Genomic DNA, 24,362 nt, shown 5'->3' with positions numbered 1-24,362 from the left:
CCGCGCGGCTGAGAAGGGATGGCCATCACCGGTGACCGTTCATGTCGCGGTCCTCGACCCTCTGCCGATGTATCAGCAGGGAGTAGCCACGGCCCTGTCCGAGATCGGTCATATCGTCGAGACGCCGGAGAATCCGCTGGCATGGGTCCGCCGATCTCCTGGCGCGGTCGTGCTGCTGACGTTGATCGTGCACGGCGACTGGGAGCTGCTTTCCCGGCTCCGGCTCGAACGGTCGCCTCATGCGGTGATCGCTATCGTCGAGGACGACGTCGTGGCTCTCGGTGTCCGGGCGGTGCGGGCCGGCGCCCGCTCGGTGATTCCGCGCCACGTCACCGACGAGACGTTGCGGCGCACGATCGAGGCCACGCTGGACGGTCAAGCGGTCCTGCCCGCCAAGGTGGCAGCGGCGCTGGCATCCGGTGAGCAACACCCGGTTCCTCCGGCTGAACGGCTGGAGTGGCTGCACCAGCTCGCCGAAGGCGCCACCGTGGCGCAGCTCGCGCAGCGGGCCGGCTACTCCGAGCGCGCGATGTTTCGCCTGTTGCAGGCTCTGTACCAGGAGATCGGTGTACGGACCCGCCTCGAGGCCATCATGCAGGCTCGTGATCGGGGCTGGCTGCCGAGAGTTGGTCCAGCACCGGCTGCAACGGGCCCCGGGGGTGGCCGCGGAGGTCGATCCGGCTGACCAGGAACCGCAGGAGTTCGCGTAGACCATCGCTGGCCGGTGCCCTGGCCCGCGACTCACGGAAGGCCTGCACGACATCGTCGACGGAGGCGTTGCGGTCGAGAACGCCTTCGCACATCGCGAGTGCGCGGAAGTCACCGGCCGCGAAGTCGCGGGGATCGTGCCGGTAGCGGTCTCCGGCCTCGGTGGCCAGCTGCCGGAACCGCATACCGGCGATGGCGGGGCGACGCTGGCGCCGGGCGACGACTGCCTCGAGCGCGAGTACCACCAGTGAGTGGCCCGGGCGCCGGTAGCGTCTGACCATGAGAATCTCGCGAGCAGCAAGGTCGAGCTCGCCGGCCGCCAGGTGCACGAGGCACATGGTCGTCCGGGCTCGGGTCAGGAGCGCCGGGTCGTGCAACTGCTGGGCCAACTCGACCGCCTCGGCCGCCCGAGCATGTGCACCTGTCTTGTCGCCTTCCCAGAACAGCAGGTCAGCCTCGCCGTCCAAGACCGCGGCACGGTGCCAACGGCCTGCGCTGTCGTTCGCCCACCGCTGCGCTTCCTCGAACCACCGGCGAGCCTCGGGCCGTCGGGCGAGTTCGGCATGCCAGCGGGAGAGCTTCAGGGCGAGGTTGACCCGGCGGGTGGCGGCCCGCCGGGCTGCAGCCGAATCGGGGAAGTCCTCCTCCGAGGGCAGGTGGTATGCCGTTTCGGCATGCTGGATCGCCTCCGGGAACCGCCCCCAGCGCCGGTGACAGTCGGCCAGGCCCTCGAGGCCTCCCATCCGGAGAACCGGATCGCCGGTCGGCCCGGCGGCATCGAGCGCCATCCGGTAGCGGGAGAAGGCCTCCTCGGCATCGTTGTCGAGCCAGGACATCGCGGCCAGGTTGACCCCGATCCTGAGCGCCGCCACCTCGCGCCGGTCCTGTTCGGCGTGCGTGAGCGCACGCTGATAGGCATCCCGCGCCTCGGTGAAGCGTCCGCGCGAACGGTGGATGCCCGCGATCGCGTTCTCGTTGGCCATCTCCAGGTAGGGATGGCCGAGACGGCCGCGCAGCTTGTCGCGGGTTTCGAGCAGCAGGAAGGTGAGGTTCGCGTCGCGAAGCCGGTCGTGGAGGTTTTCCACCATCTCGTACGCCGACTCGAACTCACCCGCCTCGACCAGCGCCCGCAGTTCGGCGAATCGGATGGCGACATCATCCTCGGATCGAGGGCTCCGGTCGCGCATCTCCTTCAAACGGGACGCCACATCAGACGACAGGTGCGCGGGGCTTCGGTCCATCCGCTGAAGAATCGCGTCCGCGTCGGCGTCCGTGAGCTCGTAGCGATCGCCGTCACGCCGTAGGAGCATGCTGTCGGTCAGCCTCTCCAGTGCGTGGAGAGTCTCCTCGTCGTCCGTATCTTCCGACAGAGCCAGGACGTGCTCCTCAGCGACCGGAATCCGGAAGGCCGCCAGCACCTCCAGTGCCCGGCGAACTGGTGGCTCGAGGTTGTTGAGCAAGAGATTCAGCAGGGTTTCCGGCACTTCCTTCGGGGCGAGGCCGGACAGCTCGTCGACCAGCGCGCGTAACCGGACGCGGTGCAGGGACAACACACAGACCGCGTGGAACAGATTGGTTAGGCGCGGATTGCCCTGCAGTGCGCGGTAGAGCTGGCCAAGCCCTTCGTCGTCCAGGCGCCGCAGGCGCGAGGAGCCGCCGGGCCGGTCACGCAGCAGGCCCACAAAATAGTCGTAGTTCAGGCGGGTGATGCCGATCGGAGGTTCGGTCGCGGCCCACGTGCCGTCCGAAGGAGAGGTGGGCACGACACTGGTGATCAGCACGACCGAGACACGGTGATCTGCTCGTGCGCTCAACGATTCGAATGCCTGGTCCAGAACGCCGTCGGTGAGCACGGCGCCCGGACCGAGCAGCTGTTGCGCATCCTCGACGGCGATGACGACCGTCTTGTCGCCGACCGCGTCCAGCGCCGCCTCCAGCCGGGCTGAGGAAGACTCGCCCGGCCGTAACTCGGCTCCCGGGGCGGTTACACCCTCGATGCACTCGATGAGGGTCTTCGTGTCCAGGCGTACCCCGTTGACGGCAGGCGCGCGGAACACCTGAACCTGTGTGTTGTCCAAGCCGTTCAGTACCGTGTTGACCAGCGTCGACTTTCCGACTCCGCGAGGCCCGGCCACGATGACCACACCGTACGGGCCGGCGACCAGCCGCTTGCGCAACGCCTCCCGTGCCGCGTCGTGAAACGCCGGAACCGCAGTGTCCGCCGATGATCGTCGCCGCTGTGCCCGGGGCGTGCCGGCGACGGATCCCGGCAGAATGAACTCCGCGGGAAGGTCGACGTGGCCGGTGTCCTTGATCGCGCCACGTGGGACGAGCTTGGTGGCGGCATGTGCGGCCAGCCAGAAGAACCACTGGCGATCGGCAGGTGCGAGTTGGGACCGGCCGGAGAGAATCAGCCCGATCGCGGTGAGGCAGACGAGCCTTTGCTTCGGCCATTCGTCCAGCAGACCCTTTTTGTTCGCGTATTCTTCTTCGGCACCGTAGATACCAGAGATCAGCTGACGCGTCTCCTTGTCGAGCTCTGAGGGGAGCTTTCGGTAGTCGGTCTGCGGATCCAGCAGTGCCGCCGTCAGCGAGGCCCGGTCCAGGTCCTTTCCATCCTTGAGGCGCATGGCGATGGTGGTACACATCAGGTAGCACGGATCCCAGGTGATCGGCCTGTCCGGGCGGTATCTCGAAAGGTCGATCAGCCAGTAGTCGGCCGGATCACTCTGGTTCGATGCCACCAGCAGGTTTCCGGGATGCAGGTCCCCGTGCGAGTGTCCACAGACGTTGTGGAGATCGACGAGGCCATCGAGCGCGCGGTTGGTGGCCAGTGCGAAGGGATTGACGAGGTCCCCGTTCGGGCAATGCAGCCAGGTCTTCGGGGTGGTTACCAGGTCGGCATATTCTCCCGCCCAGGCGTACAGGGTTCCACCCGGCTCGATCCGGCCTCCCAGCAGCGTGTTCAGGACCCGCCCGGCAGGCATGAGTTCGAGCGGCTGCACGATGTTGGCGTTCCACTCGAAGAGCAGCGATCGGATGATGGACCGGCAGGTAACCTCTGGTTCATCGTGTTTCTCGGAGATCCTCTCGAAGCCGATGGTCTGGTTGAAGCCGCCCCCCGCGACCCGTTGGAAGGTGATCCAGCCGCCTCCTTTCATCGACTTAGCGGGAAAGTTGTACGGCACCAGATGCTTGACTCCGAACGGCTTGCCGTGCCAATGCGCCAGCTGATTCGCCTCGAATTCAATCTGAGCCCGGCTTGCCGAAGTGTCCACCTTGATGATGGTTCCCTCGGTGACTCCCGTATCCGCTTGTGCGTACGCCCCGAAAACCTGGGCCGAGGTGAAACCCGAGGCCGACCATGTGACCGGACTCAGTCGGACGCCGGTCTCCTGCGCCCATGACGTGAGTGCGGCTTTCGCTGGTTCCGATCCGAGCTGGTCGAGAATCTTGTCGAGCCCGTGGTCGCGCGCCATCGCATCCTCCTGACGGCCGAAAGGGCTGGTATCAGGCCGGTGGTGCGGTGATCAGGCTTTCGACGGCAGCCATGGCTGCCTGGACCGGGCGGATGAAACCGGGGCGGAACTCGGAATGCTCGTACGGGCCGATGAAGTCGGCGAGCTTCGGCGGGGTGGTGATCTCGGTGGCGCCGGGCTGGACACGCGGCATCACGGCTTCGTACTCGGTGATCAGCTCTCGCAGGTATTTCTCGGTGGACTTCAAGGACGGGACGAGCTGAGGTACGCCGTCGAAGACCTCGCCCTCAGCGTTCATGGTCCGGATCATCAGCTCGAGGCCCAACTGTGCGTCGAGCAGCAGTTGGAGTTGCTCGTCGTACGTGGCGAGCCGCAGACGTCCGTCACCGGCCGTGGTGTGGATCTGGGCTCGGGCGCGCAGCAGACGGCGCGAGCGTTTGACCGCGTTGTACAGCACCACCAGCTCGGCCAGGTAGCGCTGGCGAGTTTCGCGAATGGCGGTCGCGCGTCCCTCGGCCAGCCTCAGGCGTTCGGCCTGCAGTTCGGCCTGACGGTTGAAGGCTTGGTACAGCAAGGAGACGCCGCCGCCCAGCACGACCACCAGCAAGAGTTGAAGCAGGGTCTTGTAGCCCTCGATGCCGAGCGCTCTGGTGGTGGACTCATGCCAGATGATCAATGTCGCGGCGGCAGCCACGGCGATCAACGCCCCGGACGCGAGCGCGTAGGTGAGGCGGCGGCTCAAGGAACGCTTAAGGTCATCGATAGTGATGAGCATAAGTGGAGCCACCTGCTCCACCGACGTCAACCGCACAAGTCATCGTGCTCGATCACATGCGACAAATGTGGCCGGATGTCGCTGTCATTCGGCGCCGAGAATGGCGGTCAGGGTGCTGGCCAGGAGGTTGCGGAGCCAGGTGTGGGCTGGGTCGCCGGTGTGGCGTTGATGCCAGGAGATGGTCGCCGGGGCGGTTGCCAGGGGGAACGGCAACGGACGGTTCCGCAATCCTGGTGGAAGCGGATCGCGGAGCCGGCGGGGAAGGACCGTGACCGCCGCGCCGGTCGAGACCACCGCGAGGGCCGCGGAGACTGTCGGCACCACCGCGATGACCCGGCGCCGCAGCCCGAACCGTTCGAGCGCTTCGTCCATCGGGCCGGTCATCAGAGGTTGCCGGGACACCACGACGTGCGCCGCCGCCGCGATCCGGCCGATGCTCGGGGTCTCGACGTCGGTGTCGTGGCCCTCCGTCATCACCAGGACCATCTCGTCGGCGCCCACGACACGCGACGTGATCGACGCCGGTTGCGGATCCGAGGGACAGCCGACGGTCAGGTCGACCGACCCGCGGCTGAGGTCTCCGCCGTCCGGCGGATTCTCGGCCACGAGGCGCAGCAGCACTCCTGGCGCCTGCTCGGAAACCGCCTGGACCAGTGGTGGCGCGACGGCCGTGAGGATGGAGTCGTGGCAGCGGATGGTGAAGATCCGGGACAGCTGCGCCAGTTTCAGCTCACCGACCGGCGCCAGCACCGACGCCGCTCGGGTGACCAGGTCCCGTACCTCCGCGCGGATCTCCAGGGCACGCGCGGTCGGCACCATTTCGCGCCCGTTCCGGACGAGGATGGCGTCCCCGGTGGCTGCCCGCAGCCGCCCGAGGATCCGGCTCACCGCGGGTTGGGTGAGCCCGAGCCGGACGGCCGCGTCCTGGACGCTGCGGTGCTCGAGCAGAGCGTCCAGCCCTTTCAACAGGTTGAGATCCACATGAGCGACAGTAATGTGTCACCTATCAAAGATGCATTGGTGTCATGATCCAGACGCGCCTACCGTCGATGCCATCCGCACGGCATCCCGGAAAGGCCACCTCATGACCCTCGTAGTGCTCGGCGCCACCGGCGGGACCGGCCGCCACCTCGTATCCCTGGCCCTGGGCCGGGGCCTGAAGGTGCGGGCACTCGTTCGCAACCCCGCGACGGCCCAGCTCCCCACCGACGACCGCCTGAGCGTGGTACGCGCCGACGTCCACGACGCCGCCGGCATCGCCGCCGCGATCGGGCCCGACGACATCCTGGTCTCCGGCCTCGGCCCCGCCAGCCGGGCCGAGGCGTCCACCCTGACCGCGGGCGCCCACGCCGTGATCGCCGCGGCCCCGCACCGCATCGTGTGGCTGGGTGCCGCCGGAACCGGCCCGTCAGCGGCCACCACCAGCTCGTTCACCCGCCGTTTCCTGAAGACCGGCCTGGGCCCCGAACACACCGCCAAGGAGTTGGCCGACACCGCGATCCTCGAGGCCGGCGGCACCCTGATCCACGTGGGGCCGCTGCTCGGTAAGCAGGACAAGCCGCACCTGACGCTCGTCCTGCTGTCCCGGGCCGCGCGCACGTTCTGGCCCACCAGCGGCCCCAGGGTCACGGTCGCCCGCCTGATGCTGGACGCTGCCACCGCCGAAACCCCAGGATCAGGCGTCTTGCTGGTACGCCCTCCGGCTTGACCAGTCCGCAAGCCGTTCTCTCACGCCGTGGCGCCACCGTCGACGACCAGGTCGTGGCCGACGGTGAAGCCGGACTCGTCGGCCGCCAGCCACAGCACCGCGTCGGTGATCTCGGCCAGGGTGCCGACCCGGCCGATCGGCAGGGCTGTGGCGAGGCGGGCCGCACGGTCCGGTGGGGTTTCGCCGGGGCGCAGGGACATGGTGGTGTCGGCCGGTCCGGGGCTGACCGCGTTGATCCGGATGTTCTCGCCGATGTACTCCAGGGCGGTGCTGCGGGTGAGTGCGCTGACCGCTGCCTTCGCCGCGCCGTAGACGCCGAGGCCGGGGATCCGGCCGTGCGCGCCGATGTTGGAGGCGATGTTCACGATGGCACCGCCGCGGCCGCGCATCCGGGCGATCTCGTACTTCATGCACAGGTAGACACCGGTCAGGTTGGTGTCGATCACCGCGTGCCAGTCGGCTTCGGCGACGTCGGCGAGCGGGCCCGGACGGCCGAGCAGCCCGGCGTTGTTGACCGCGACGTCGAGCGTCCCGAACCGGTCGACGGTCGCCGTGACGAGGGCTTCGACCTGTGCGGGCACGGTCACGTCGGCTGGGATCGCCGCCGCGGTGCCGCCGTCCGCCTCGATCAGCTTCACCGTCGTGTCCAGTGCGGTGGTGTCCCGGCCGGCGACGACGACCGACGCGCCCTCCTCCGCCAGCGCCTGGGCGACCGCGCGGCCGATGCCGGAGCCGCCACCGGTGACGAGGGCGACCCTGCCCGTGAACCGTTGTCGTGTCATGCCCACGAGGCTAGCTATTCAAGAACACTCAGTCTAGTAAGTTAGCCATCGGGTCAGCGCCGCGAACGCCTCGTCGGCGGCGTCACGGGCCCGGACCGCTCCGGTGCGCCCCTTGCCCACCACCCGCAGACCCTCCAGGATCACCAGCAGGAACCGGGCCAGCCGCCGCGGGTCGGCCGCCTCGACCAGTTCGCCGGAGCCGCGGGCCCGGACCAGCGCGGAGGTCAGCGCCACCTCGAGGGTCTCCCAGCTGGTCTCCACACTGAGCGCGACCGCGAGGTCCGCCGGCATCCGCTCCACTGCCGCGTTGACCACGAAACAACCCAGTTCACCGGCGCTCTCGGTGTCCGCGGCGAAGTCGTCGAGCACCGCTTTGATCGCGGGCAGCACGGGCCCCGGGCCGGCCAGGCGCTCGACCAGCAGCGGGTCACGCTCCCCCACATAGCGGTCGAGGGCGCGGACGTAGAGGTCGTGTTTACTGCCGAAGGTGGCATACAGACTGGCGCGCGCCACCCCGGTCGCGTCCACCAGATCGGCCATCGAGGTCGCCTCGTACCCCCGCTGCCAGAACAACCGCATCGCCGCGCCCAGCGCCTGGTCGGGGTCGAACTCTTTCACCCGGGACATGAGCTTATTCTAGAACGTACGGTCCAGATCGGTGACGGCAGCCCGAGACCGGACCTCGCCGAGGTACTCGGTGACCGCGTCGCGGTTGCGGGTCAGCACGTCGATGCGCCGTTGCATGCGGTCCACCTCCTCGCTCAACGTCTCGAGGATCTCCGGGGTGGCGTCCGAGAAGACGATCGCGCGAGGTTTGTCGAGGCAGGGCAGAACCTGCTTGATGACCCGGATGGGCAGGCCCGCCTCCAGCAGGCCCCGGATCTGCAGCACCCGGTCGGCGAGCCGGTCGTCGTATGAGCGGTAACCGTTCGCGCATCGCTGCGAGACGATGAGGCCTTGCTCCTCGTAGTAGCGCAGCAGGCGACGCGAGGCGCCGGTCCGGTTCGCGAGCTCACCGATGCGCATGTGATCCACCTCTTGACCCTCACACTGATGTGAGGGTTTGAGCATACTGGCCATGACAACCGGAGCACCGACCCGAACCGCCGACCGGCTGCCGATGTCCGCGCTGCTCGCGCTGGCCACCGCGGTCTTCGTCACCAGCCTCACCGAGACCCTGCCCGCCGGTGTGCTGCCGGGCATGAGCGGCAGCCTCGGCGTCAGCGAGTCCCTGGCCGGCCAGACCGTCACGATCTACGCCCTCGGCACCGCGCTCACCGCGATCCCCCTGACCGCCGCCACCGCGAACCAGCCCCGCAAACGGCTGCTGCTGACCGCGATGGCCGTCTTCGCCGTCGCCAACACCGTCACCGCCGTCTCCCCCGACTACCTCACGACGATGATCGCCCGCTTCGCCGCCGGGGTCGCCGCCGGCCTGGCCTGGGCCCTGCTCGCCGGGTACGCCCGCCGCCTCGTCCCGCCGCGCCTGCAGGGCAGGGCGGTGTCCGTCGCGATGGCCGGCATCCCGCTCGCCCTGTCGCTGGGCGTGCCCGCCGGCACCTTCCTCGGTCAGACCCTCGGCTGGCGGACCGCCTTCACCGCGATGACACTGCTCACGGTCGCCCTGCTCGGATGGATCGCGGTGGCGGTGCCCGGCCTCCCCGGACACCCCGCCGGGCGACGCCCGCCGATGCTGCGTGCCCTCACCGTGCCCGGCGTCACCGCGGTCCTGACCGTCACGCTGGTCCTCGTCCTGGCCCACACCATCCTGTACGCCTACATCACCACGTTCCTCGCCCACCTCGGGATGGACCGGTCCGCCGACACCGTCCTGCTGACCTTCGGTGTCGCCTCCCTGATCAGCATCGTGGCCACCGCTGCCTGGATCGACCGCAAGCTGCGTGCCCTTACCGTGACGAGTGTCCTGCTCATCGGTGTCGCCGCCGCGATCCTCGGCGCGCTCGCCACCAGTGTGTTCCTGGTCCACATCGCCGCTGTCCTGTGGGGGCTGGGCTGGGGTGGCGTCCCGACCCTGTTGCAGACCGCCGTCGCTGACGCCGGTGGCCGGGCCGCCGACGCCGCCCAGGCCATGCTGGTGACCCTGTGGAACGTCGCGATGGCCGCGGGCGGTGCGGCCGGTGGCGTCCTGTTGGAGGCATGCGGCGCGGGCGCCTTCCCCGCCGCTGTGGGATTGCTGCTGCTCCCGGTGCTCACGATCGTCGTCGGCGCCCGCACCCACGGCTTCCCGTCCCGCCGCCCGGCCACCGAGCCGGTCACCTGATCGGGATCACCCGCGAACGACCAGATGGAAGATCGGGATGAGCCGATCGACACCGGCTTCGAACTGGGCGAAGACCGGCGAGACGGTCCGGAACCGCTGCCGGGCCGCCTCGCGTTCGGGTCCGTCCAGTTCGACCGCGCGCACCCGGTGGATCGCGATGCCGGCCCCGGGCAGTGGCACCTCGACGTCGATGTCGGGGTGGGTGCGAAGGTTGTTGACCCACGCGGGGTTCCGCGGGTTGCCGCCGAAGGTAGCCGCGACGACCCAGCCCGCACGGAACGCGATCCCCCGTGTCAGGTGGGAACGCGGTTCACCGGACCGTGCTCCGGTCCCGTGCAGCAACACCAGATCGCGTCCGAAACGGGGATGATTGCCACCGCTGCGCTGGAATTCGCCGATCATCGGATCGATCCAGTCGACCGTACCGCCCATGTCGCTCTTTTCTCCGATTTGTCCCGTGACCTCAGCGAAAGGCTGAAGCGCCGTCGTGAACGTGTCGAAGCTACGACGGGGAAGGCCGGCAAGGCAGATACCGGTTGTATCCCCCGGATCAGAGCGTGGTGGATCGGCGGGTTCAGGCCGCGAGCAGGTCCGCCACCCGGGCCGCGTCGCCCCAGGACAGGGTGAATCCGGACCCGCCGTGTCCGTAACAGGTCACCACCCGGCCGGTGCGTTCCAGACTTCTGCGGGTACGGGCCGGGCGCAGCCCGACGGCGCGGGACAGGACCGGCTGGCCGCGTAGCTCCGGCACCAGCGCGTACACCCGGCGCAGGATCGCTTCCTCGGCGCCCGGGTCGACCGTCTCGTTCCAGTCGCCGGCCTGGCCGGTGCCGCCACAGACCACGTCACCGGAACGCGGCACCACATAGGTCAGACCGCCCGGGTTGTCCTCGTCGGTGATCCACTCGGTCAGGCCCGGGTTCGCCAGGCGGACGACCTGACCCCGGATCGGGTACGTCTCCCCATCGCCGAGCAGGGCACCGGACCCGAGTCCGGCGGCCACCACGACCGTGTCCGGTTCCTCTCCCCCGATCCGCGCGACCGCTTCCACCAGAGCGTCCGGCCCCGGTTCAGCCGGGCGCACGGTGGCCACGGTGAACTCGACGCCCAGTGCGGCCACCCGGGCGGTCAGCCAGGCCAGGTAGTGGCTGGTGTCGGCCACCGGAACCCGGCAGCGCACCCCGTCGGCGACACGTTCGTATCCGGGCACCGCATCGGTCCACGACAGGTCGGCCCCGGCGCGCCGGACCCGCACCAGGCCCGGCCGCATCACCACACCTGTACCCGCGGTCTCGGCCAGCCTCGCCAGGCGCTCGTAGCCGACCCGGCCCGATTCCAGGACGTCGGATTCCAGGGTCACCGCGTGCGGGAACCAGATCGCCGCCGCCACCGCCGACACACTGTGTGCCGCGTCCCGGTCGGCGACCACCCGCACCCGGTGTCCGGCCACCGCCAGTTCGTGTGCCACGGTCAACCCGATCACGCCCGCACCGATCACCACCACGCTCATACCCGTGGACAGTAGGCAATCCCCACCAGAAGAGGACGTCAGGCCACGCGGATCTCGGTGAGTGCCGGTTTGCCGGCGAGCAGGCGGGTGAGTGTGCAGCGTGATCATCGGGGTGGTGTGGATCATGTCGCTGAGGTTGGTGGCGACCGTGCCGGTGCCCACCAGGGCGGGGAGTCCGGTCAGCGTGGTGGTGAGCTGGAAGGTCCGGTCGACCGCGTACCCGATCAGGAAGTCGTCGAAGTTCCTGAAGTGCTTGAACAGCAGGCCGGTGGCGACGCCGGCCTGCTGGGTGACGGCCCGGCTGGTGAGGTGGCCGGGGCCGGCGGTGACGATCACGTGTTCCGCCGCGGTCAACAGGTGCTGGCGAGGTTCGATGATGGCGATTCCGCGGGGCATCGCGGGGCTGGCGGCCGCCCTGCGCCTGACCCGGACCGCGGTGTTCGGTCCTGATCATCGGGTCGACCTGCCGTTCGTGGTGGCGGCCTTCCCGCTCACGATCCCGGACTCAGCCGTGCCCCCGTCGTCGGCCACGACCTACATCGGACCCGGCCGTACGGCGGCGATGGTCCATCTGGGTCCGCACCGTTCGGCAGCCTTCTTCACGTACCGATGCGGCGCCCCGGACCGGGAGTTGGAGCGCGGAGCGGCCGACGCGCTCGGCGCCGCGTTCGGTGACCTCGGCGCCGGGGTTCCCGAGGCGATCGCTCACCTGCGGTCCGGGCCCGCCGAGGTGTACTTCGATCGGGTCAGCCAGGTCGCATTGCCCCGTTGGAGCAGCGGCCGGGTCGTGCTGCTCGGCGACGCGGCCTGGTGCGTGACCCTGTTCGCCGGGCACGGCGCGGCCCTGGCCCTGGCCGGAGCCGACCAACTCGGCGCCGCCCTGCACAAACACGGAGCCGACCGGCTCGGTGACGCCCTGCACAAACACGGCGACGACATTCCGGCCGCCCTGCCCCGATGGGAGGCCGGACTCCGCCCCGAGGTGGTCAAACGGCAGGCACTCGCCCACCGCGGCATGCACCAGTACGCGCCACCGAGCCGTTTCCACGTCTGGATGAACGACCTGACCATCCGCGCGATCACCCTGCCCGGGATCCGGGATCTGGTGCGGCGCGGCATCGAACGCCAGAACCGCTGACCCCGTTCACCGGCCCGGCGGCCGCACCAGCGCCGGATCGCCCGACAGCTGGGTGAGCACGTGGTGCAGGTCGCTCTGCGGCACCGGCCGCGACCACACGAAGCCCTGACCGCGATGGCAGCCCAACCGCCGCAGCGCGGCAGCCTGAACGGCGTTCTCGACGCCTTCGGCGACCGTGCGCAACCCGGTGGCCTCGGCGAGTTTCACCACCACCTCGGTGAGCGCGGTCCCGACGGCGTCCTCGGTGATCGGGTCGACGAAGCTCTTGTCGATCTTCAGGATGGTGGCCGGCAGCCGTTGCACGTAGCTCAGCGAGCTGTAGCCGGTGCCGAAGTCGTCGAGGGCCACCTGCACCCCGCGGGCCCGGACCGCACGCAGCGTGTCCATCGCCGTCTCCGGTTCGCTGATCAGGGCACTCTCGGTGACCTCCAGGATCAGCCGGCCGGCGGGCAGGGTGCTGTCGGCCAGGGCCGCGTCCAGGTCACCGATGAAGTTCGGGTGGGTCAGCTGGCGGGCCGAGACGTTCACGCTGACCGACGCCTCGGCCAGGGCGGGTGCTTCGACCGCCCACACCGCGGCGTCCCGGCACGCCTGCCGCAGCACCCATCGCCCGAGGTCGACGATCAGGCCGGTCTCCTCGGCGAGCGGGATGAACCGGTCCGGGGCGATCATGCCGTGACCGGGCCGGTGCCACCGGACCAGGGCCTCGGCACCGGACGGCTGTCCGCTCTGCAGGTCGATGATCGGCTGGTAGTGCAGTACCAGCTCGTCCCCGGTGATGGCCCGCGCCAGCGCGAGCTCGTCGTCGAAACGCTGCTCCGCGGTCCCGGCCAGAGCGTCGTCGAAGACCACGACCTGGTCCTTGCCACGGCTCTTGGCCTGCCGCAGCGCGGCGTCGGCGTCGCGCAGCACGGCGGCCGGGCGGTGCGAGCCGGTGAGCGGGCGGATGCCGATGCTGGCCCCGAGCCGGAACTCGTGGCCACCGATGGTCATCGGCTCCCGCAACACGGCCAGTAACCGCTGGGCCAGGTCCGTCTGGTCCTGTGCCAGGACCACGAACTCGTCCGCGCTGAGCCGGGCCACCAGGTCGTCCTCGCCGGTCACGCTCAGCAGCCGCTCGCCGGCCAGCCGGAGGATCTGGTCGCCGAGGGCGTACCCGAGGGCGTCGTTGATGATCCGGAAGCGATCCAGGTTGATCAGCAGCAGCGCCCGGTGCCGGCCGTCGCGGATCCGCTCCGTCAGCAGCCGCCGGTTGGCCAGGTCGGTGACCGGGTCGTGGGTCGCCTGCCAGGCCAGCGCGTCACTGGTGCGCTGCCGCTCGACCACCCGGCCCAGCGCCAGCCCTATCTGCTCCAGAGCTTGAAGGACATCATGATCAGGCGCCGGTACGCCGGCCGGCAGCCGGAAGACGAGCATGCCGGCCACCTCTCCCCCGGTGAGCATCGGCACCGACACGGCAGAGCCCGCGCCACCACCGTCGGTGACGATCCGGGTGACCGCCTCGAACGGCACCACCGACGGCACCGGGTGGGCCTCGCCGCTCTCGTGCCACCCGACCGGTTCACCGGCACCGGTCCAGGCGTGCCCGGCATGCCACTGCAACCGGGCACACACCTCCCGCAGCACGGCGGACGCGGCGGCGGCGAACGTGTCGGCACTGTTCGCGGTGACGGCGGCGAACCGGATCAGAGCCGCGGCACGCTCGGCACGCCGGTGCACGGTCACGTCCCGCACGATCGCGGTGAAACGGGGCAGCCCGTCGTGGGTCCACGTCGACAGCGACAACTCGGTGAGCAGCTCGTGGCCGTCCGCGTGCACGGCCGTCACCTCGATGGTGGTGCCGATCAACGGGCTGCCACCGGCCACCAGCTCGGCGAAGATGGTGCCGTGTTCGACCTGGCGCCGGGCCGGGATGACCACGGCCAGCGGCGAGCCGAGCATGTCGGCGGCGATACGCCCGAACAGCCGTTCCGCGCCGTGGTTCCAGGCCACCACGATCCCGCGCTCGTCGACGGTGACGATACCGTCGACGGCGGAGGCCACCTCGGCCAGCCGTTCCCGCGCGGCCTGACGCTCGGCCAGCGACTCGATGGTGCTCAGCAGCTGCCACGGCCCCTCCGGCACCGGCTGGATCAGCGAACTGGACACCAGCGCCGGCAGGATCGCCCCGTCGCGGTGCCGGTACTGCTTCTCCCGCAGGACCGCACGCCGTGCCCCGGACATCAGGTCACCGACGGCGGCGACGTCGGCGGCGTGATCCTGTTCCAGGGTGAAGTCACCGAAGTACCGCCCGAGCAGCTCGGCGACGGTGTACCCGAGGAACCCGGCGAACGCCGCATTGACCCACAGGTAGCGACCCGAGTCGTCGACGAGCGTCATGCCGCTCGACGCGTGGTCGAGGGCCATCCGCAGACTCTCGTCCGGTACGGCCTGCCAGGCCCGCACCCGTGCTTCGTCGTCGATCACCAGATTCACTCCACGCGCCGCCGAAGTCCGTCCGTTGAAGCAGACGATCGGCCACCACGGCGGCGACCTGAGACGTTCCGCGTACGGCCGGGCCCGCGGGGCGGCCGCCCGGGACGATTAAGATCGACAGTCATGGTTCGTACCACGCCGCCGCGGCCGTTCGACGTCGATGACGTGATTCCCGGGTTGCGGGAGTACCGGGCCGGCGCCACCCGGCTGCACCCGCGGGCCGGGGCGCCGGGTGTCGCGGACAGTTCGATCGGCGGGCCGCTGCTGTGGCCCGCGGACGAGCCGTGGCCGGTGTGTGATGCCGGGGACGACCATGAGGTGGATACGTTGCTGGCTCCGGCGACCGTGCGCCGGAGCCGGGAGATCCGGGCGGCGGCTGCGGGCCGGTCGTTCACCGCGGCGGAACTGGCCGAGTTACCTGGTATCCGGTTCTCCGAACCGGAGGAACTGGCCCGTCAGTCGATCCCGATGATCCCGGTGGCGCAGTTGTACCGCCGTGACGTGCCCGGATTCCTCGGCCCGGACGACACCGACCTGTTCCAGGTGCTGTGGTGCCCGCTGTTCCACGCCGAGGACATGACTCCCCGGATCCGGGTGCTCTGGCGCCGGACCGCTGATGTGGGCGAGCCACTCACGGCTGCCCCGGAGCCGCCGGTCGTCGAGGAGGACCATCTGCCGAACCCGTGTGCCGTCCACCCGGAGCGGGTCTCTGATTATCCGTACCGGGAAATTCTGCCCGAACCGCTCCGGGCGCGCATCGCGGCCTGGGAGGCGCAGACCGGTGGGCCCGGCTATCGGGCCTGGTCGGTGGTGCCGGGCTGGAAGGTGGGCGGCCACCCGTCCTGGCGGATGACCGGCCCCGGCACGATGCACTGCCGGACCTGCGGCACCGAGATGCGGCTGCTGTTCACCGTCGGGTTCGGCGAATGGGACGAGGCCGGGTGGTGGCGTCCGATCGAGGAGCCGGCGGGCGACACCGACCCGATGACCGAGGTGGTCATCAACCGCGGCTTCGACTGGTACCTGTTCCACTGCCCCGCATCGTTCGACCACCCGATCGACACCGTCATGCAGTAGGCCCCGGCCCTGGAGGCCGCGTCTCGACCGGTCCGGCCGGCCTAGCGGACTTCGACGCGCAGGATGCGGTCGTCGCCGGGTTTCGGGGCGACGCCGCCCCAGGTGGAAGCGTCGGTGTTCGACGTGATCAGCCAGAGGGCGCCGTCGGGGGCGACCTCGACGGTACGGATCCGGCCGTACTCGCCGCGGTAGTGCTCCACCGCCTGACCGGTCGCCCGGCCGCTGTCGACGGGCAGTTGCCACAGACGCTGCCCGCCGAGCGCGCCGATCCAGAGCGAACCGGCGGCGTAGGCCATACCCGAGGGCGAGGCGTCGTCCGGGTGCACGGTCCAGATCGGTGCCGTGCCGGTGCTGCCCGCGACCCCCTCGGTCTCGGGCCAGCCGTAATCGGCGCCCTCGCGCAGGACGTTGACCTCGTCCCAGGCGCGGTGGCCGAGTTCCGAGGCGTACGCGGTGCCGTCCGGGCCGAAGGCGATGCCTTGGACGTTACGGTGCCCGGAGGAGTAGATCGGGCTGTCGCCGGGTGCGGTGCCGTCCGTACGGATGCGCAGGATCTTGCCGTTGAGGGAGGTGGCGTCGGCGGCGTTCTCCGGTTCGAAGGCGTCGCCGGTGCCGATCCACAGCATGCCGTCGGGGCCGATCGCGAGCCGGCCGCCGTGGTGGCGTTCGGCGGTCTGGATGCCGTCGAGCAGCACCCGGTCCTGGCGCAGTGACCGGTAGTCCTCGGCGATGTGCAGGGCGACGATCGAGTTCTCGTCCGTGCCGGTGACCGAGGCGTAGACGGTGCGGTCGGTCGCGAATCCGGGCGAGGCGACGATGCCCATCAGTCCGCCCTCGGCTTTCGCCGCGACTCCCGGGACGACACCGACCGTCTGTGCGGGGCCGCCGGCGGCGGGCACCCGTTTGATCAGGGCGGAGTTGCGCTCGGAGACGAGCGCGGAGCCGTCGGGCAGAAAGGTCAGGCCCCACGGCACGGTCAGGCCGGTGGTGATCTCGGTGGGTTCGCCGAGGGTCGCGACCGGGCCGTGGGATTCGTCGAGGGTCGCGGTGGCGCCGGGCAGGAGCTGACCGGCCGGCTCGTTGTCCGAGGATTCCGGGGAGCAGGCGGTCAGGCTCAGTGCCGCAGCCAGGCTTGCGCCGAGCAGAGAATGTCGCATAGGTGGTCCTTCGGGTCAGAGACGTTCCGGGTGCGGGCCGGTGCGGCCCTCCTCGCCGCGGTCGAGCCGGTCGATGCGCGCCATCTGGTGGGGGTCGAGGGAGAAGTCGAACACCGCGGCGTTGTCCGCGATGCGCTGCGGCGAACTGGCTTTCGGCAGGACGATGTCGCCGCGTTGCAGGTGCCAGCGGATGATGATCTGTGCCGGCGTGCGGCCGAGTTCCCGGGCGACCGACTGGATGGCCGGGTCGCGCAGGACGGAACCGGCACCGAGCGGCGACCAGGCCGCGGTGGCGATGCCGTGCTGGGCGCCGTACTGCCGCAGGTCGTTGTTGGCCAGGTGCGGGTGGGCCTCGATCTGGTGGACCATCGGGGGCGGGCCGCCGCCGGCGAGGATCCGATCGAGCTGAGCCTGGTGGAAGTTGGAGACGCCGATACCGGACAGCCGTCCGTCGGCCTGAGCCGCCCGCAAGGCCTGCCAGGTCCGCGGATAACGGTTGCGCCGGGGCATCGGCCAGTGGATGAGGTAGAGATCGACGTGGGTGCCGAGCGCGTCGACGGTCGCGTCGATGGCCCGGTTCACGTCGTCGGTGTCGTCCGCGCCGATCGGGAGCTTGCTGGTGATCCAGATGCTGTCCCGGGCGAGGCCGCTGGCCTGTACGGCGGCGCCGACACCGGCCTCGTTGCGGTAGTAGCGGGCGGTGTCGATGTGCCGGTAGCCCGCCCGTAGTGCCACGCTGACGAGCTGTTCGGTGTCGTGCGGGGCGATCTGGTAGGTGCCGAAGCCGAGCCGGGGAATGCGGTGCCCGCCGGGCACCGTGATGGTGGTTTCCATGGGTGCCGTTCGTTGCCGGAGGGTGCGGCGGCCGGGTGGGGATCCGGCCGCCGCGGGGATCAGGAGCGGTAGCGGCCGCTGAGCACGCCCAGCACGTCGGCGTAGCGGCCCTCGGCCTCGGCGTTGCGCTGCCACTTGACCCGCTCGACCAGGATCTGCTCGGCCTGGGGATCGGTTTCGAGCAGGCTCATGACCTCGTCGAGGAACTCCTCCAGAGGCATCGCCACGTCGGAGTTCTGCTGGTTCATCAGGGTGGTCCGGGTGGCCGGCGGCACCAGCTCGATCACCTGGACATCGCTCTGGGTGAGCTGCACGCGCAGGCTTTCGGTGAAGGAGTGGACCGCCGCCTTGGTGGCGTTGTAGGTCGGCGTCGCCGGCAGCGGCACATACGCCAGGCCCGAACTGACCGTCATGACCGTTGCGGCGGGCTGAGCGAGCAGCCCGGGCAGGAACGCGTTGACCAGGCGTATCGTGCCGAGCAGGTTCAGGGTGACGGTGCGCTCGGCGACATCCAGGGACGCCGGGTCGCGCAGGTCCTCCGGCTCCATGATGCCGGCCATGGTGATCAGGGCGTCCAGGGCCGGGTAGCGGGTGGCGAGTTCGTCGCGGGCCGCGGTGATCGATGCCGGGTCGGTGACGTCGATGGTGACGGTGCCGATGCCGGGGTGCGCGGCGGCGATCTGCTCGAGCAGGGCGGTGCGCCGGCCGCCGACGATGACGGTGTTGCCCTTGGCGTGCAGGCGCAGCGCGAGGCCGAGGCCGATGCCGGAGGTGGCGCCGGGGATGAAGACAGTGTTTCCGCTGATGTTCACGGGGTTCCTTACGATTGCCGATTTCGGGCATGCGGAGATGTCCGCGTTTTCCCAGGTGATTGATGAAAGCAGGGAGAATCAGGCGAACTTCTGATTTCCGGGTACAGGCCGGAGCCGGAATGGAATGAGCCGGTGCGGAAAATATTCACCGAGTCTTTCGTTGTCCATGTCGACCTCCCCTCTTCCTGGCGTGAATCCAGCATCGCCGAGAAGAACCGGGATATGAAGGCCACGTTTAGCCTAGGTGTCGCATACCCTGGCTACCATCATTCCCGCCATCGACAGCAACACCTGGACGGAATCTGCCGGTGCGTCGGCACCCGAATCGCCGTCAGATGCCGAGCAGTTGGCGGGTCACCGTGGTCGCGGCGTCCAAGGGGGCCAGGCTCCGCTGGATCTTGGCCATGACGCTGGCGCCGAGCCACAGTTGGTACAGGGCCTCAGCGGTCGTCCGGGCGTCGCCGGTGAACGGGGAGGAACCGTCGGCGGCGGCGCCGCGGATCGCGTTCTCGAGACGGTCGGTGATCTGCGTGGTGCCGGTTCTCAGGGCCAGGCGCATGGGCTCGGACATGTCCGCGACCTCGGCGCCGAGCTTTACCGCCAGGCATTTGCCTTCGCAGTCACCGAAGCTCTGCGAGGCCTGCCAGGACGCGAAGTAGGCCAGGATCTTCGAGGCCCCGTCCTGATCGGCGTTGGTGAGGATCTCGTCCATCTCGGCCAGGTACTGCTCGAAGTACCGTTCGATCACCGCTTCGCCGAAGGCGTCCTTGGAGCTGAAGTAGTGGTAGAAGGAGCCTTTCGGCACGCCCACGCTGGACAGCACCTCGTTGATCCCGACCGCGGCATAACCCTTGTGCGCGAAGGCTCGCTCGGCGGCGAGCAGCAGTTCCATGCGCGTGTCGCGGTTGAGATTCCTGGTCGCCATGGGGCAAGACTACCCAGCGATTAGACCGGTCGTCTAGAAGGGCGGAGGAGTCCGGGAACGTAACGAGGGCCGCCGGCGTTACCGGCAGCCCTCGTCAGGTGGTGATTCAGTCGTCCAGGGCCTGGTTGAACCGGGCGGCGAGGACGGACGAACAGCGGTCAGGCGGTGGCGAGCTCGTCGAGCACCGCCAGCAGGACGTCGGCGGCCTCGGCTGACGAGGCGGGGTTCTGACCGGTGATCAGCAGACCGTCGCGCACCACATAGGAGCCCCAGTCGGCACCCTTGGAGTAGACGCCACCGTTGGCCTTGAGCATGTCCTCGACGAGGAACGGCACGACCTCGGTCAGGCCGACACCCTCCTCCTCGCTGTTGGTGAAGCCGGTCACCGGACGGCCCTGCACCAGCGGCGAGCCGTCCTCGGCGGTGACGTGCCGGAGCACGCCCGGCGCGTGGCAGACGAGCGCGACCGGCTTGCCCGAGCGCAGGGTGGTCTCGATGATGTTCCGCGAGTCGCCGTCCTCGGCCAGGTCCCACAGGGGGCCGTGCCCGCCCGGGTAGAACACGGCGTCGTAGTCGGCCGGGTCGACCGTGCTCAGGACCACGGTCGAGTCCAGTGCGGCCGACGCCTCGGCGTCCGCCTCGAACCGGCGGGTGTCGTCGGTCTGGGAGTCGGGCTCGTTGCTCTTGGGATCCAGCGGCGGGCGGCCGCCCTTCGGCGAGGCCAGGGTGATCGTCGCACCGGCCTGCTTGAGCCGGTAGTACGGCGCCGCGAGCTCCTCCAGCCAGAAGCCGGTCTTGCGGCCCGTGGTGCCCAATTCCTCGTGGGAGGTCAGAACGACCAGCACGTTCATGGTGGAACCTTTCGTCACGGCGACCCGTGTCGGCCACATCCGAACCCTAGACGACTGGTCTACTAGTTTCAACGATGACCCGCATCACGCCCGACGGGCCGGAATGTCGGGTAGACCCACGATCGCCCGGGAAGCACAGCCGTTCGGTATGCGAGGCCTGCCCGCCGCACGGTCGAGGCATTTTCCCGGCTCGCGATTCTCAAACCGTTGCTGACCGTGGCCGCTCGGCGGCTGCAACGCCCCGGACTTCCGATGGACCGCCGGCATCCGGGCGGTGACATCAACCTGTCGCTCGACAGCCGTCTCCGCGTCCCGGGTTCGACGGTTGTGGCGCGTCCGGCGTACCGCGGCGGTGGTCTGAAAAGACCGCGAGTCAGTCGGCGCTGGGCCTCTGGGCCGACCGCAGTCCCGCGTTTCGCGCCGCCGTGGCTTCGACCACGTCGGTGAGCAGCTGTTCGATCTGGCCCAGGGTGTCGTCGTCATAGCCGTCCAGCACCCGGTCGACACGCTCGCCGGTCGGGACGAAGAACTCCTCGGTCCGCGTGCGGGCCTGCGGCGTGAGGCGCAGCCGGATCACTCGCCGGTCCGAGTCCTCCCGGCTGCGGACGACGAGACCGGCGACCTCCAGCCGATTCAGCAGGTTCGCCGTGGCGCCGGAGGTGAATCCGATGCGGTCGGCCAGGCGGGCGGGCGAGAGCGGGCTCTGCGTGCTCTCGGCCCACAGGATCTCCGCGAGCGCTACCGCGTCGTTGTGGTGCACCCCCAGCTCCCGTGCCAGGTGCCGGGTCAGCTCGACGTGGGCGTCCGTGTAGGAGCGCAGCAGGAGCAGGACCCTGGCCCGTCGGCCGGGCCTGAAGAGCGAGTCGGCCATGTGTGCACTTTACTCGGGCGTGTAGTAGCTTCACCCGAAAGTAGCTTTTCAGAAAAGGTAAATGATGAAGGTGTTGATCACCGGCGGCAGCATCGCCGGACCCGCGGTAGCACTCGGGCTGCAGCGGGCGGGTTTCTCGGTGACCCTGCTGGAGCGTGCCGCGCAAGCCCGCAGCGCCGGGCAGAACGTCGACGTCCGTGGCGCCGGCCACGAAGCCCTGCGACGTATGGGACTACGCGACTCGGTGGCCGGTGCGAGCACCGGAGAGCTCGGAACCCGGTTCCTGCGCCCGGACGGCACCGTCTACGCCTCGGTACCGGTGCGGCCAGGACGGGACGGGCCTACCGCGGAGCTGGAGATCCTGCGCGGTCAGCTCTCCCACCTGCTGCTGCGCGCCACGGCCGCCGAGGCCGAGCACCGCTACGGCGACCACCTGGTCCTGGTGGACCAGGACGAGCACGGGGTCGACGTGGTCAGCGCGGCCGGCCGCCGGGAGCGCTACGACCTGCTGGTGATCGCCGAGGGCCGCCGGTCCCGGACCCGCGATCTGGCCTTCACCTCGCAGGCCGACTATCGGGACCTCGGTCAGTACGTGGCGTACGGCACGATCGACCGGGCCGGCACCGACGACCGGTGGTGGCGCTGGCTGACCACCACCGGCAGCCGCGTCGCCTCGCTCCGGCCGGACAACATCGGGACGATGCGGGCGGCGCTGGCGTTCCTGGCGCCGCCGCTGGGGCTGAACCGGCTCGACGTCGAGGCGCAGATCGCGGTGCTGCGCACGCGCTTCGCCGGAGTGGGCTGGGAGACCGAGCGAATCCTGGACGGCTTCGCCGCGCGGCCGGCCGAGTTCTACTTCGAACGGGTCGAGCAGGTGCGCACGCCCCACTGGTCCGAGGGCCGCGTCGCGATCGTCGGCGACACCGCGTGGGGCGCCCCGACCGGGATGGGCACCTCGCTGGCGCTGCTCGGGGCGTACGTGCTGGCGGGCGAGATCACCGTCGAGCGGGACCGCGGCGGCGCGTTCGACCCGGCCCGCGCGTTCCGCGCCTACGAGCAACGGCTGCGGCCGCACATCGAGAAGACGCAGAGGGTTCCGCCGGGCGTACCCGCGGCGGCCCTGCCGAAGTCCCGCTGGGGCCTGGCGGTGCTGCAGGGCGCCCACCGCCTCGCCGCGACCCGCGCGCTGAGCGGCCTCGCGGACCGCGCACTGCCGTCCTCGGCGGCGGCCGGGCTCACCCTCCCCGACTATCCACTGCCGCACCCGCACTGATCGGTCCCGGGTGGACGGCGTCCGGACGGCGGAGCCAGTCCTCACGTCGTCCACCAGCAGGATCAGGTTGCCGGCGTGGTCGGTCGCGTCCAGCATCCGGGTCTCGTCGCGGCGCAGCCCATCGGAGTACGCGGTCTTGAAACGGCACCGAAGGCGTGCACCCAGGGCTACTGTGTAGTCCGGCGGCAAGGCTCTGATCTGCTGATTTGCGGCGTGAGTGGCCTCTGCGGAGGCGGAAGTATCGGGTGAGATCCGGCTGCCAGCGCGGCCGTCTGGCTATCTCCGCGGATCTCGACACCGTTTGAACGCCTCTTTCGACACCGCGTGATCATCGGCGGATCTCGTGTCCGCGAGTTTCGACACCAGGGCGCCGGGTTGGTCAGAGGTGCAGCGGCCGGTTCTCGACGACGGTCTTCATGACCAGGGTTGATCGCAGGCGTTGGACGCCGGGCAGGGTGGCGAGTTGGTCGTCGTAGATCGCCTGGAAGGCCGGCAGGTCGCGGGTGACTACACGCAGGAGGTAGTCGGGGTCGCCGAACAGTCGTTGGGCCTGCTGGATGTGCGGGACAGCCTCGACGGCCCGCTCGAAGGCGTCGACGGTGGCGCGGTCGGCGCCGTGCATGGTGACGAAGACCAGGGCCTCGAAGGTCAGCCCGAGCGCGGCGGCGTTGAGGTGAGCGCGGTAGCTGTCGATCGCGCCGGCTTGTTCGAGCGCGCGCAGCCGCCGGTGGCAGGGCGAGACGCTCAGCCCGACGCGTTCGGCGAGCTCGGTGACGGTCAACCGGCCGTCCTGTTGCAGCTCGGCAAGGATTTTGCGGTCAACGGCGTCCATGGAGAAGATTCTGCCTCAACTACTGCCAGTCGGCGAGATCGTTGAGAACACCTTCCGGCTCTCCGCGCCTAGCCTTTCTACTAGAGCATCACCCCTCTTGAGGTGGGCTGCGGAGGAAGGAACTTTTCATGGCCGTCAGCACCATCGCCGCGTTCTGGGCGGTGTCGTTCCTGCTCGTGATCACCCCTGGAGCCGACTGGGCCTATGCGATCGCGGCCGGGCTGCGCTACCGCACGGTGCTGCCCGCGGTCGGCGGGATGCTGGCCGGCTACCTGCTGGTGACGGCAGTCGTGGCAGCAGGCGTGGCGGCGCTGGTCGCCCGTTCTCCGCTGGTGTTGACGGTGCTGACAATGGCGGGTGCCGCCTATCTGGTCTGGCTCGGGATCAGCACGTTGATGCGGCCGTCGACGCCGCAGAGCGGCACGGCCGAGGCCGCCGAGTCCCGGCTGCGTCAGGCGGTCAAAGGGCTCGGGATCAGCGGCCTGAACCCGAAGGCGCTGCTGCTGTTCCTCGCGTTGTTGCCGCAGTTCACCCGCCCGACGGCCGGCTGGCCGCTGGCCGCTCAGATCGGACTGCTCGGCCTGGTGCACATGGCCAGCTGCGCGGTGATCTACACCGCGGTCGGCACCGGCGCCCGCAAAGTGCTGCGGGCCCGGCCGGCGGCCGCGCGGGCCGTGACCCGTTTCTCCGGGGCGGCGATGATGGTGATCGGTGTCGTGCTGCTGATCGGATAGCGTCCGGCCCGCGCCGACAGCCGCCGTCACCGCACCACGACGTGAGCAGGAGATCAGTGGACCGGCACCAAGACCAGAACCTGGCGAGCCCGCAGGTCCGAGAACGGGTCGAGGCCAGTTTCGTCCGGCAGGGCCTGATT

The 24,362-nt window shown here is 69.8% G+C and carries 23 protein-coding genes; 7 read left to right on the top strand and 16 right to left on the bottom strand.

Annotation, left to right across the window (positions count from 1 at the left end):
• Positions 1-31: 31 nt before the first annotated feature.
• Complete coding sequence (locus Aco03nite_RS45860) at positions 32-685, top strand: helix-turn-helix domain-containing protein (protein WP_203808221.1); 654 nt, start codon at positions 32-34, stop codon at positions 683-685.
• On the opposite strand, the gene Aco03nite_RS45855 is transcribed toward Aco03nite_RS45860, so the two are convergent.
• The 3 genes from Aco03nite_RS45855 to Aco03nite_RS45845 all read right to left on the bottom strand — a co-directional run bounded on the left by Aco03nite_RS45855 (position 591) and on the right by Aco03nite_RS45845 (position 5,943).
• Positions 591-4,187 (bottom strand): AAA family ATPase, encoded by a 3,597-nt coding sequence (locus tag Aco03nite_RS45855; RefSeq protein WP_203808219.1) that lies wholly within the window; start codon positions 4,185-4,187, stop codon positions 591-593. The two genes, Aco03nite_RS45860 and Aco03nite_RS45855, sit on opposite strands and share 95 nt — an antisense overlap.
• Before the next feature lie 31 nt (positions 4,188-4,218).
• The gene (locus tag Aco03nite_RS45850; protein WP_203808217.1) at positions 4,219-4,962 is read right to left on the bottom strand and encodes a hypothetical protein; all 744 of its coding nucleotides are present in this window, start codon (positions 4,960-4,962) and stop codon (positions 4,219-4,221) included.
• Between the two features lie 84 nt (positions 4,963-5,046).
• Positions 5,047-5,943, bottom strand: coding sequence for a LysR family transcriptional regulator (locus Aco03nite_RS45845; protein ID WP_203808215.1), 897 nt, complete (start codon positions 5,941-5,943; stop codon positions 5,047-5,049).
• Positions 5,944-6,046: 103 nt separating this feature from the next.
• On the opposite strand from Aco03nite_RS45845, the gene Aco03nite_RS45840 reads away from it, so the two are divergent.
• Entirely contained in the window at positions 6,047-6,670 is a 624-nt protein-coding gene (locus tag Aco03nite_RS45840) for an NAD(P)H-binding protein (RefSeq protein ID WP_203808214.1), read from the top strand.
• 20 nt (positions 6,671-6,690) lie between these two features.
• On the opposite strand, the gene Aco03nite_RS45835 is transcribed toward Aco03nite_RS45840, so the two are convergent.
• From Aco03nite_RS45835 to Aco03nite_RS45825, 3 genes are read right to left on the bottom strand one after another with little or no spacing between them, the layout of a single operon-like run.
• The gene (locus Aco03nite_RS45835; RefSeq protein WP_203808212.1) at positions 6,691-7,452 is read right to left on the bottom strand and encodes an SDR family NAD(P)-dependent oxidoreductase; all 762 of its coding nucleotides are present in this window, start codon (positions 7,450-7,452) and stop codon (positions 6,691-6,693) included.
• 33 nt (positions 7,453-7,485) lie between these two features.
• A complete protein-coding gene (locus Aco03nite_RS45830) occupies positions 7,486-8,079 on the bottom strand; it encodes a TetR/AcrR family transcriptional regulator (protein WP_203808210.1) in 594 nt (197 codons plus the stop codon).
• A gap of 9 nt (positions 8,080-8,088) precedes the next feature.
• Positions 8,089-8,478, bottom strand: a complete 390-nt coding sequence (locus Aco03nite_RS45825; RefSeq protein WP_203808208.1) for a MerR family transcriptional regulator — start codon at positions 8,476-8,478, stop codon at positions 8,089-8,091.
• A gap of 52 nt (positions 8,479-8,530) precedes the next feature.
• Between Aco03nite_RS45825 and Aco03nite_RS45820 the strand changes: the two genes are divergently transcribed.
• Entirely contained in the window at positions 8,531-9,733 is a 1,203-nt protein-coding gene (locus Aco03nite_RS45820; protein ID WP_203808205.1) for an MFS transporter, read from the top strand.
• 6 nt (positions 9,734-9,739) lie between these two features.
• On the opposite strand, the gene Aco03nite_RS45815 is transcribed toward Aco03nite_RS45820, so the two are convergent.
• Both Aco03nite_RS45815 and Aco03nite_RS45810 read right to left on the bottom strand, forming a co-directional pair.
• A complete protein-coding gene (locus tag Aco03nite_RS45815) occupies positions 9,740-10,165 on the bottom strand; it encodes a nitroreductase/quinone reductase family protein (RefSeq protein ID WP_203808203.1) in 426 nt (141 codons plus the stop codon).
• Between the two features lie 142 nt (positions 10,166-10,307).
• Positions 10,308-11,639, bottom strand: a complete 1,332-nt coding sequence (locus tag Aco03nite_RS45810) for an FAD-dependent oxidoreductase (RefSeq protein WP_239145977.1) — start codon at positions 11,637-11,639, stop codon at positions 10,308-10,310.
• Here Aco03nite_RS45810 and Aco03nite_RS45800 point away from each other — a divergent pair.
• Positions 11,620-12,381, top strand: a complete 762-nt coding sequence (locus Aco03nite_RS45800; RefSeq protein ID WP_203808201.1) for a Rossmann-fold NAD(P)-binding domain-containing protein — start codon at positions 11,620-11,622, stop codon at positions 12,379-12,381. The two genes, Aco03nite_RS45810 and Aco03nite_RS45800, sit on opposite strands and share 20 nt — an antisense overlap.
• Positions 12,382-12,387: 6 nt before the next feature.
• On the opposite strand, the gene Aco03nite_RS45795 is transcribed toward Aco03nite_RS45800, so the two are convergent.
• The gene (locus Aco03nite_RS45795) at positions 12,388-14,847 is read right to left on the bottom strand and encodes a sensor domain-containing protein (protein ID WP_203808199.1); all 2,460 of its coding nucleotides are present in this window, start codon (positions 14,845-14,847) and stop codon (positions 12,388-12,390) included.
• A gap of 132 nt (positions 14,848-14,979) precedes the next feature.
• Between Aco03nite_RS45795 and Aco03nite_RS45790 the strand changes: the two genes are divergently transcribed.
• Entirely contained in the window at positions 14,980-15,933 is a 954-nt protein-coding gene (locus Aco03nite_RS45790) for a hypothetical protein (protein WP_203808197.1), read from the top strand.
• Between the two features lie 41 nt (positions 15,934-15,974).
• Here the strand turns inward: Aco03nite_RS45790 and Aco03nite_RS45785 are convergent, their stop codons facing one another.
• From Aco03nite_RS45785 to Aco03nite_RS45760, 6 genes are all read right to left on the bottom strand, one after another.
• Positions 15,975-17,090 carry a PQQ-dependent sugar dehydrogenase gene (locus tag Aco03nite_RS45785; RefSeq protein WP_203808194.1) on the bottom strand — a complete coding sequence of 372 codons (1,116 nt, stop codon included), beginning with the start codon at positions 17,088-17,090 and terminating at the stop codon, positions 15,975-15,977.
• Between the two features lie 15 nt (positions 17,091-17,105).
• The gene (locus tag Aco03nite_RS45780; RefSeq protein WP_203808192.1) at positions 17,106-17,924 is read right to left on the bottom strand and encodes an aldo/keto reductase; all 819 of its coding nucleotides are present in this window, start codon (positions 17,922-17,924) and stop codon (positions 17,106-17,108) included.
• 59 nt (positions 17,925-17,983) lie between these two features.
• Complete coding sequence (locus Aco03nite_RS45775) at positions 17,984-18,736, bottom strand: SDR family oxidoreductase (RefSeq protein WP_203808190.1); 753 nt, start codon at positions 18,734-18,736, stop codon at positions 17,984-17,986.
• A 331-nt stretch (positions 18,737-19,067) separates the two neighbouring features.
• On the bottom strand, positions 19,068-19,661 hold the full coding sequence (locus tag Aco03nite_RS45770; protein WP_203808188.1) for a TetR/AcrR family transcriptional regulator: 594 nt from the start codon (positions 19,659-19,661) through the stop codon (positions 19,068-19,070).
• Positions 19,662-19,819: 158 nt separating this feature from the next.
• A complete protein-coding gene (locus Aco03nite_RS45765) occupies positions 19,820-20,512 on the bottom strand; it encodes a type 1 glutamine amidotransferase domain-containing protein (protein ID WP_203808186.1) in 693 nt (230 codons plus the stop codon).
• Positions 20,513-20,885: 373 nt separating this feature from the next.
• A complete protein-coding gene (locus tag Aco03nite_RS45760) occupies positions 20,886-21,383 on the bottom strand; it encodes a MarR family winged helix-turn-helix transcriptional regulator (protein WP_203808184.1) in 498 nt (165 codons plus the stop codon).
• 61 nt (positions 21,384-21,444) lie between these two features.
• Here Aco03nite_RS45760 and Aco03nite_RS45755 point away from each other — a divergent pair, with 61 nt between their 5' ends.
• Positions 21,445-22,656 (top strand): FAD-dependent monooxygenase, encoded by a 1,212-nt coding sequence (locus Aco03nite_RS45755; protein ID WP_203808182.1) that lies wholly within the window; start codon positions 21,445-21,447, stop codon positions 22,654-22,656.
• A gap of 379 nt (positions 22,657-23,035) precedes the next feature.
• Here Aco03nite_RS45755 and Aco03nite_RS45750 read toward each other — a convergent pair whose 3' ends face one another.
• On the bottom strand, positions 23,036-23,488 hold the full coding sequence (locus tag Aco03nite_RS45750; RefSeq protein WP_203808180.1) for an Lrp/AsnC family transcriptional regulator: 453 nt from the start codon (positions 23,486-23,488) through the stop codon (positions 23,036-23,038).
• Between the two features lie 128 nt (positions 23,489-23,616).
• Between Aco03nite_RS45750 and Aco03nite_RS45745 the strand changes: the two genes are divergently transcribed.
• On the top strand, positions 23,617-24,222 hold the full coding sequence (locus Aco03nite_RS45745; RefSeq protein WP_203808178.1) for a LysE family translocator: 606 nt from the start codon (positions 23,617-23,619) through the stop codon (positions 24,220-24,222).
• Positions 24,223-24,362: the final 140 nt, after the last annotated feature.

The sequence above is a fragment of the Actinoplanes couchii genome (assembly GCF_016862075.1).
GTDB lineage: Bacteria > Actinomycetota > Actinomycetes > Mycobacteriales > Micromonosporaceae > Actinoplanes > Actinoplanes couchii.
Note: the sequence above shows the minus strand (reverse complement) of the source record. Positions and strands in the feature narration are given on the sequence as shown.

Bases quoted from the DNA above. Each gene is read 5' to 3' on its own strand.
- Aco03nite_RS45785 (WP_203808194.1), bottom strand. From the start codon at position 17,090: ATGCGACATTCTCTGCTCGGCGCAAGCCTGGCTGCGGCACTGAGCCTG.
- Aco03nite_RS45760 (WP_203808184.1), bottom strand. From the start codon at position 21,383: ATGGCCGACTCGCTCTTCAGGCCCGGCCGACGGGCCAGGGTCCTGCTC.
- Aco03nite_RS45815 (WP_203808203.1), bottom strand. From the start codon at position 10,165: ATGGGCGGTACGGTCGACTGGATCGATCCGATGATCGGCGAATTCCAG.
- Aco03nite_RS45780 (WP_203808192.1), bottom strand. From the start codon at position 17,924: ATGGAAACCACCATCACGGTGCCCGGCGGGCACCGCATTCCCCGGCTC.
- Aco03nite_RS45835 (WP_203808212.1), bottom strand. From the start codon at position 7,452: ATGACACGACAACGGTTCACGGGCAGGGTCGCCCTCGTCACCGGTGGC.
- Aco03nite_RS45855 (WP_203808219.1), bottom strand. From the start codon at position 4,187: ATGGCGCGCGACCACGGGCTCGACAAGATTCTCGACCAGCTCGGATCG.
- Aco03nite_RS45820 (WP_203808205.1), top strand. From the start codon at position 8,531: ATGACAACCGGAGCACCGACCCGAACCGCCGACCGGCTGCCGATGTCC.
- Aco03nite_RS45840 (WP_203808214.1), top strand. From the start codon at position 6,047: ATGACCCTCGTAGTGCTCGGCGCCACCGGCGGGACCGGCCGCCACCTC.
- Aco03nite_RS45790 (WP_203808197.1), top strand. From the start codon at position 14,980: ATGGTTCGTACCACGCCGCCGCGGCCGTTCGACGTCGATGACGTGATT.
- Aco03nite_RS45800 (WP_203808201.1), top strand. From the start codon at position 11,620: ATGGCGATTCCGCGGGGCATCGCGGGGCTGGCGGCCGCCCTGCGCCTG.
- Aco03nite_RS45830 (WP_203808210.1), bottom strand. From the start codon at position 8,079: ATGTCCCGGGTGAAAGAGTTCGACCCCGACCAGGCGCTGGGCGCGGCG.
- Aco03nite_RS45750 (WP_203808180.1), bottom strand. From the start codon at position 23,488: ATGGACGCCGTTGACCGCAAAATCCTTGCCGAGCTGCAACAGGACGGC.
- Aco03nite_RS45745 (WP_203808178.1), top strand. From the start codon at position 23,617: ATGGCCGTCAGCACCATCGCCGCGTTCTGGGCGGTGTCGTTCCTGCTC.
- Aco03nite_RS45825 (WP_203808208.1), bottom strand. From the start codon at position 8,478: ATGCGCATCGGTGAGCTCGCGAACCGGACCGGCGCCTCGCGTCGCCTG.
- Aco03nite_RS45755 (WP_203808182.1), top strand. From the start codon at position 21,445: ATGATGAAGGTGTTGATCACCGGCGGCAGCATCGCCGGACCCGCGGTA.
- Aco03nite_RS45810 (WP_239145977.1), bottom strand. From the start codon at position 11,639: ATGCCCCGCGGAATCGCCATCATCGAACCTCGCCAGCACCTGTTGACC.
- Aco03nite_RS45770 (WP_203808188.1), bottom strand. From the start codon at position 19,661: ATGGCGACCAGGAATCTCAACCGCGACACGCGCATGGAACTGCTGCTC.
- Aco03nite_RS45850 (WP_203808217.1), bottom strand. From the start codon at position 4,962: ATGCTCATCACTATCGATGACCTTAAGCGTTCCTTGAGCCGCCGCCTC.
- Aco03nite_RS45765 (WP_203808186.1), bottom strand. From the start codon at position 20,512: ATGAACGTGCTGGTCGTTCTGACCTCCCACGAGGAATTGGGCACCACG.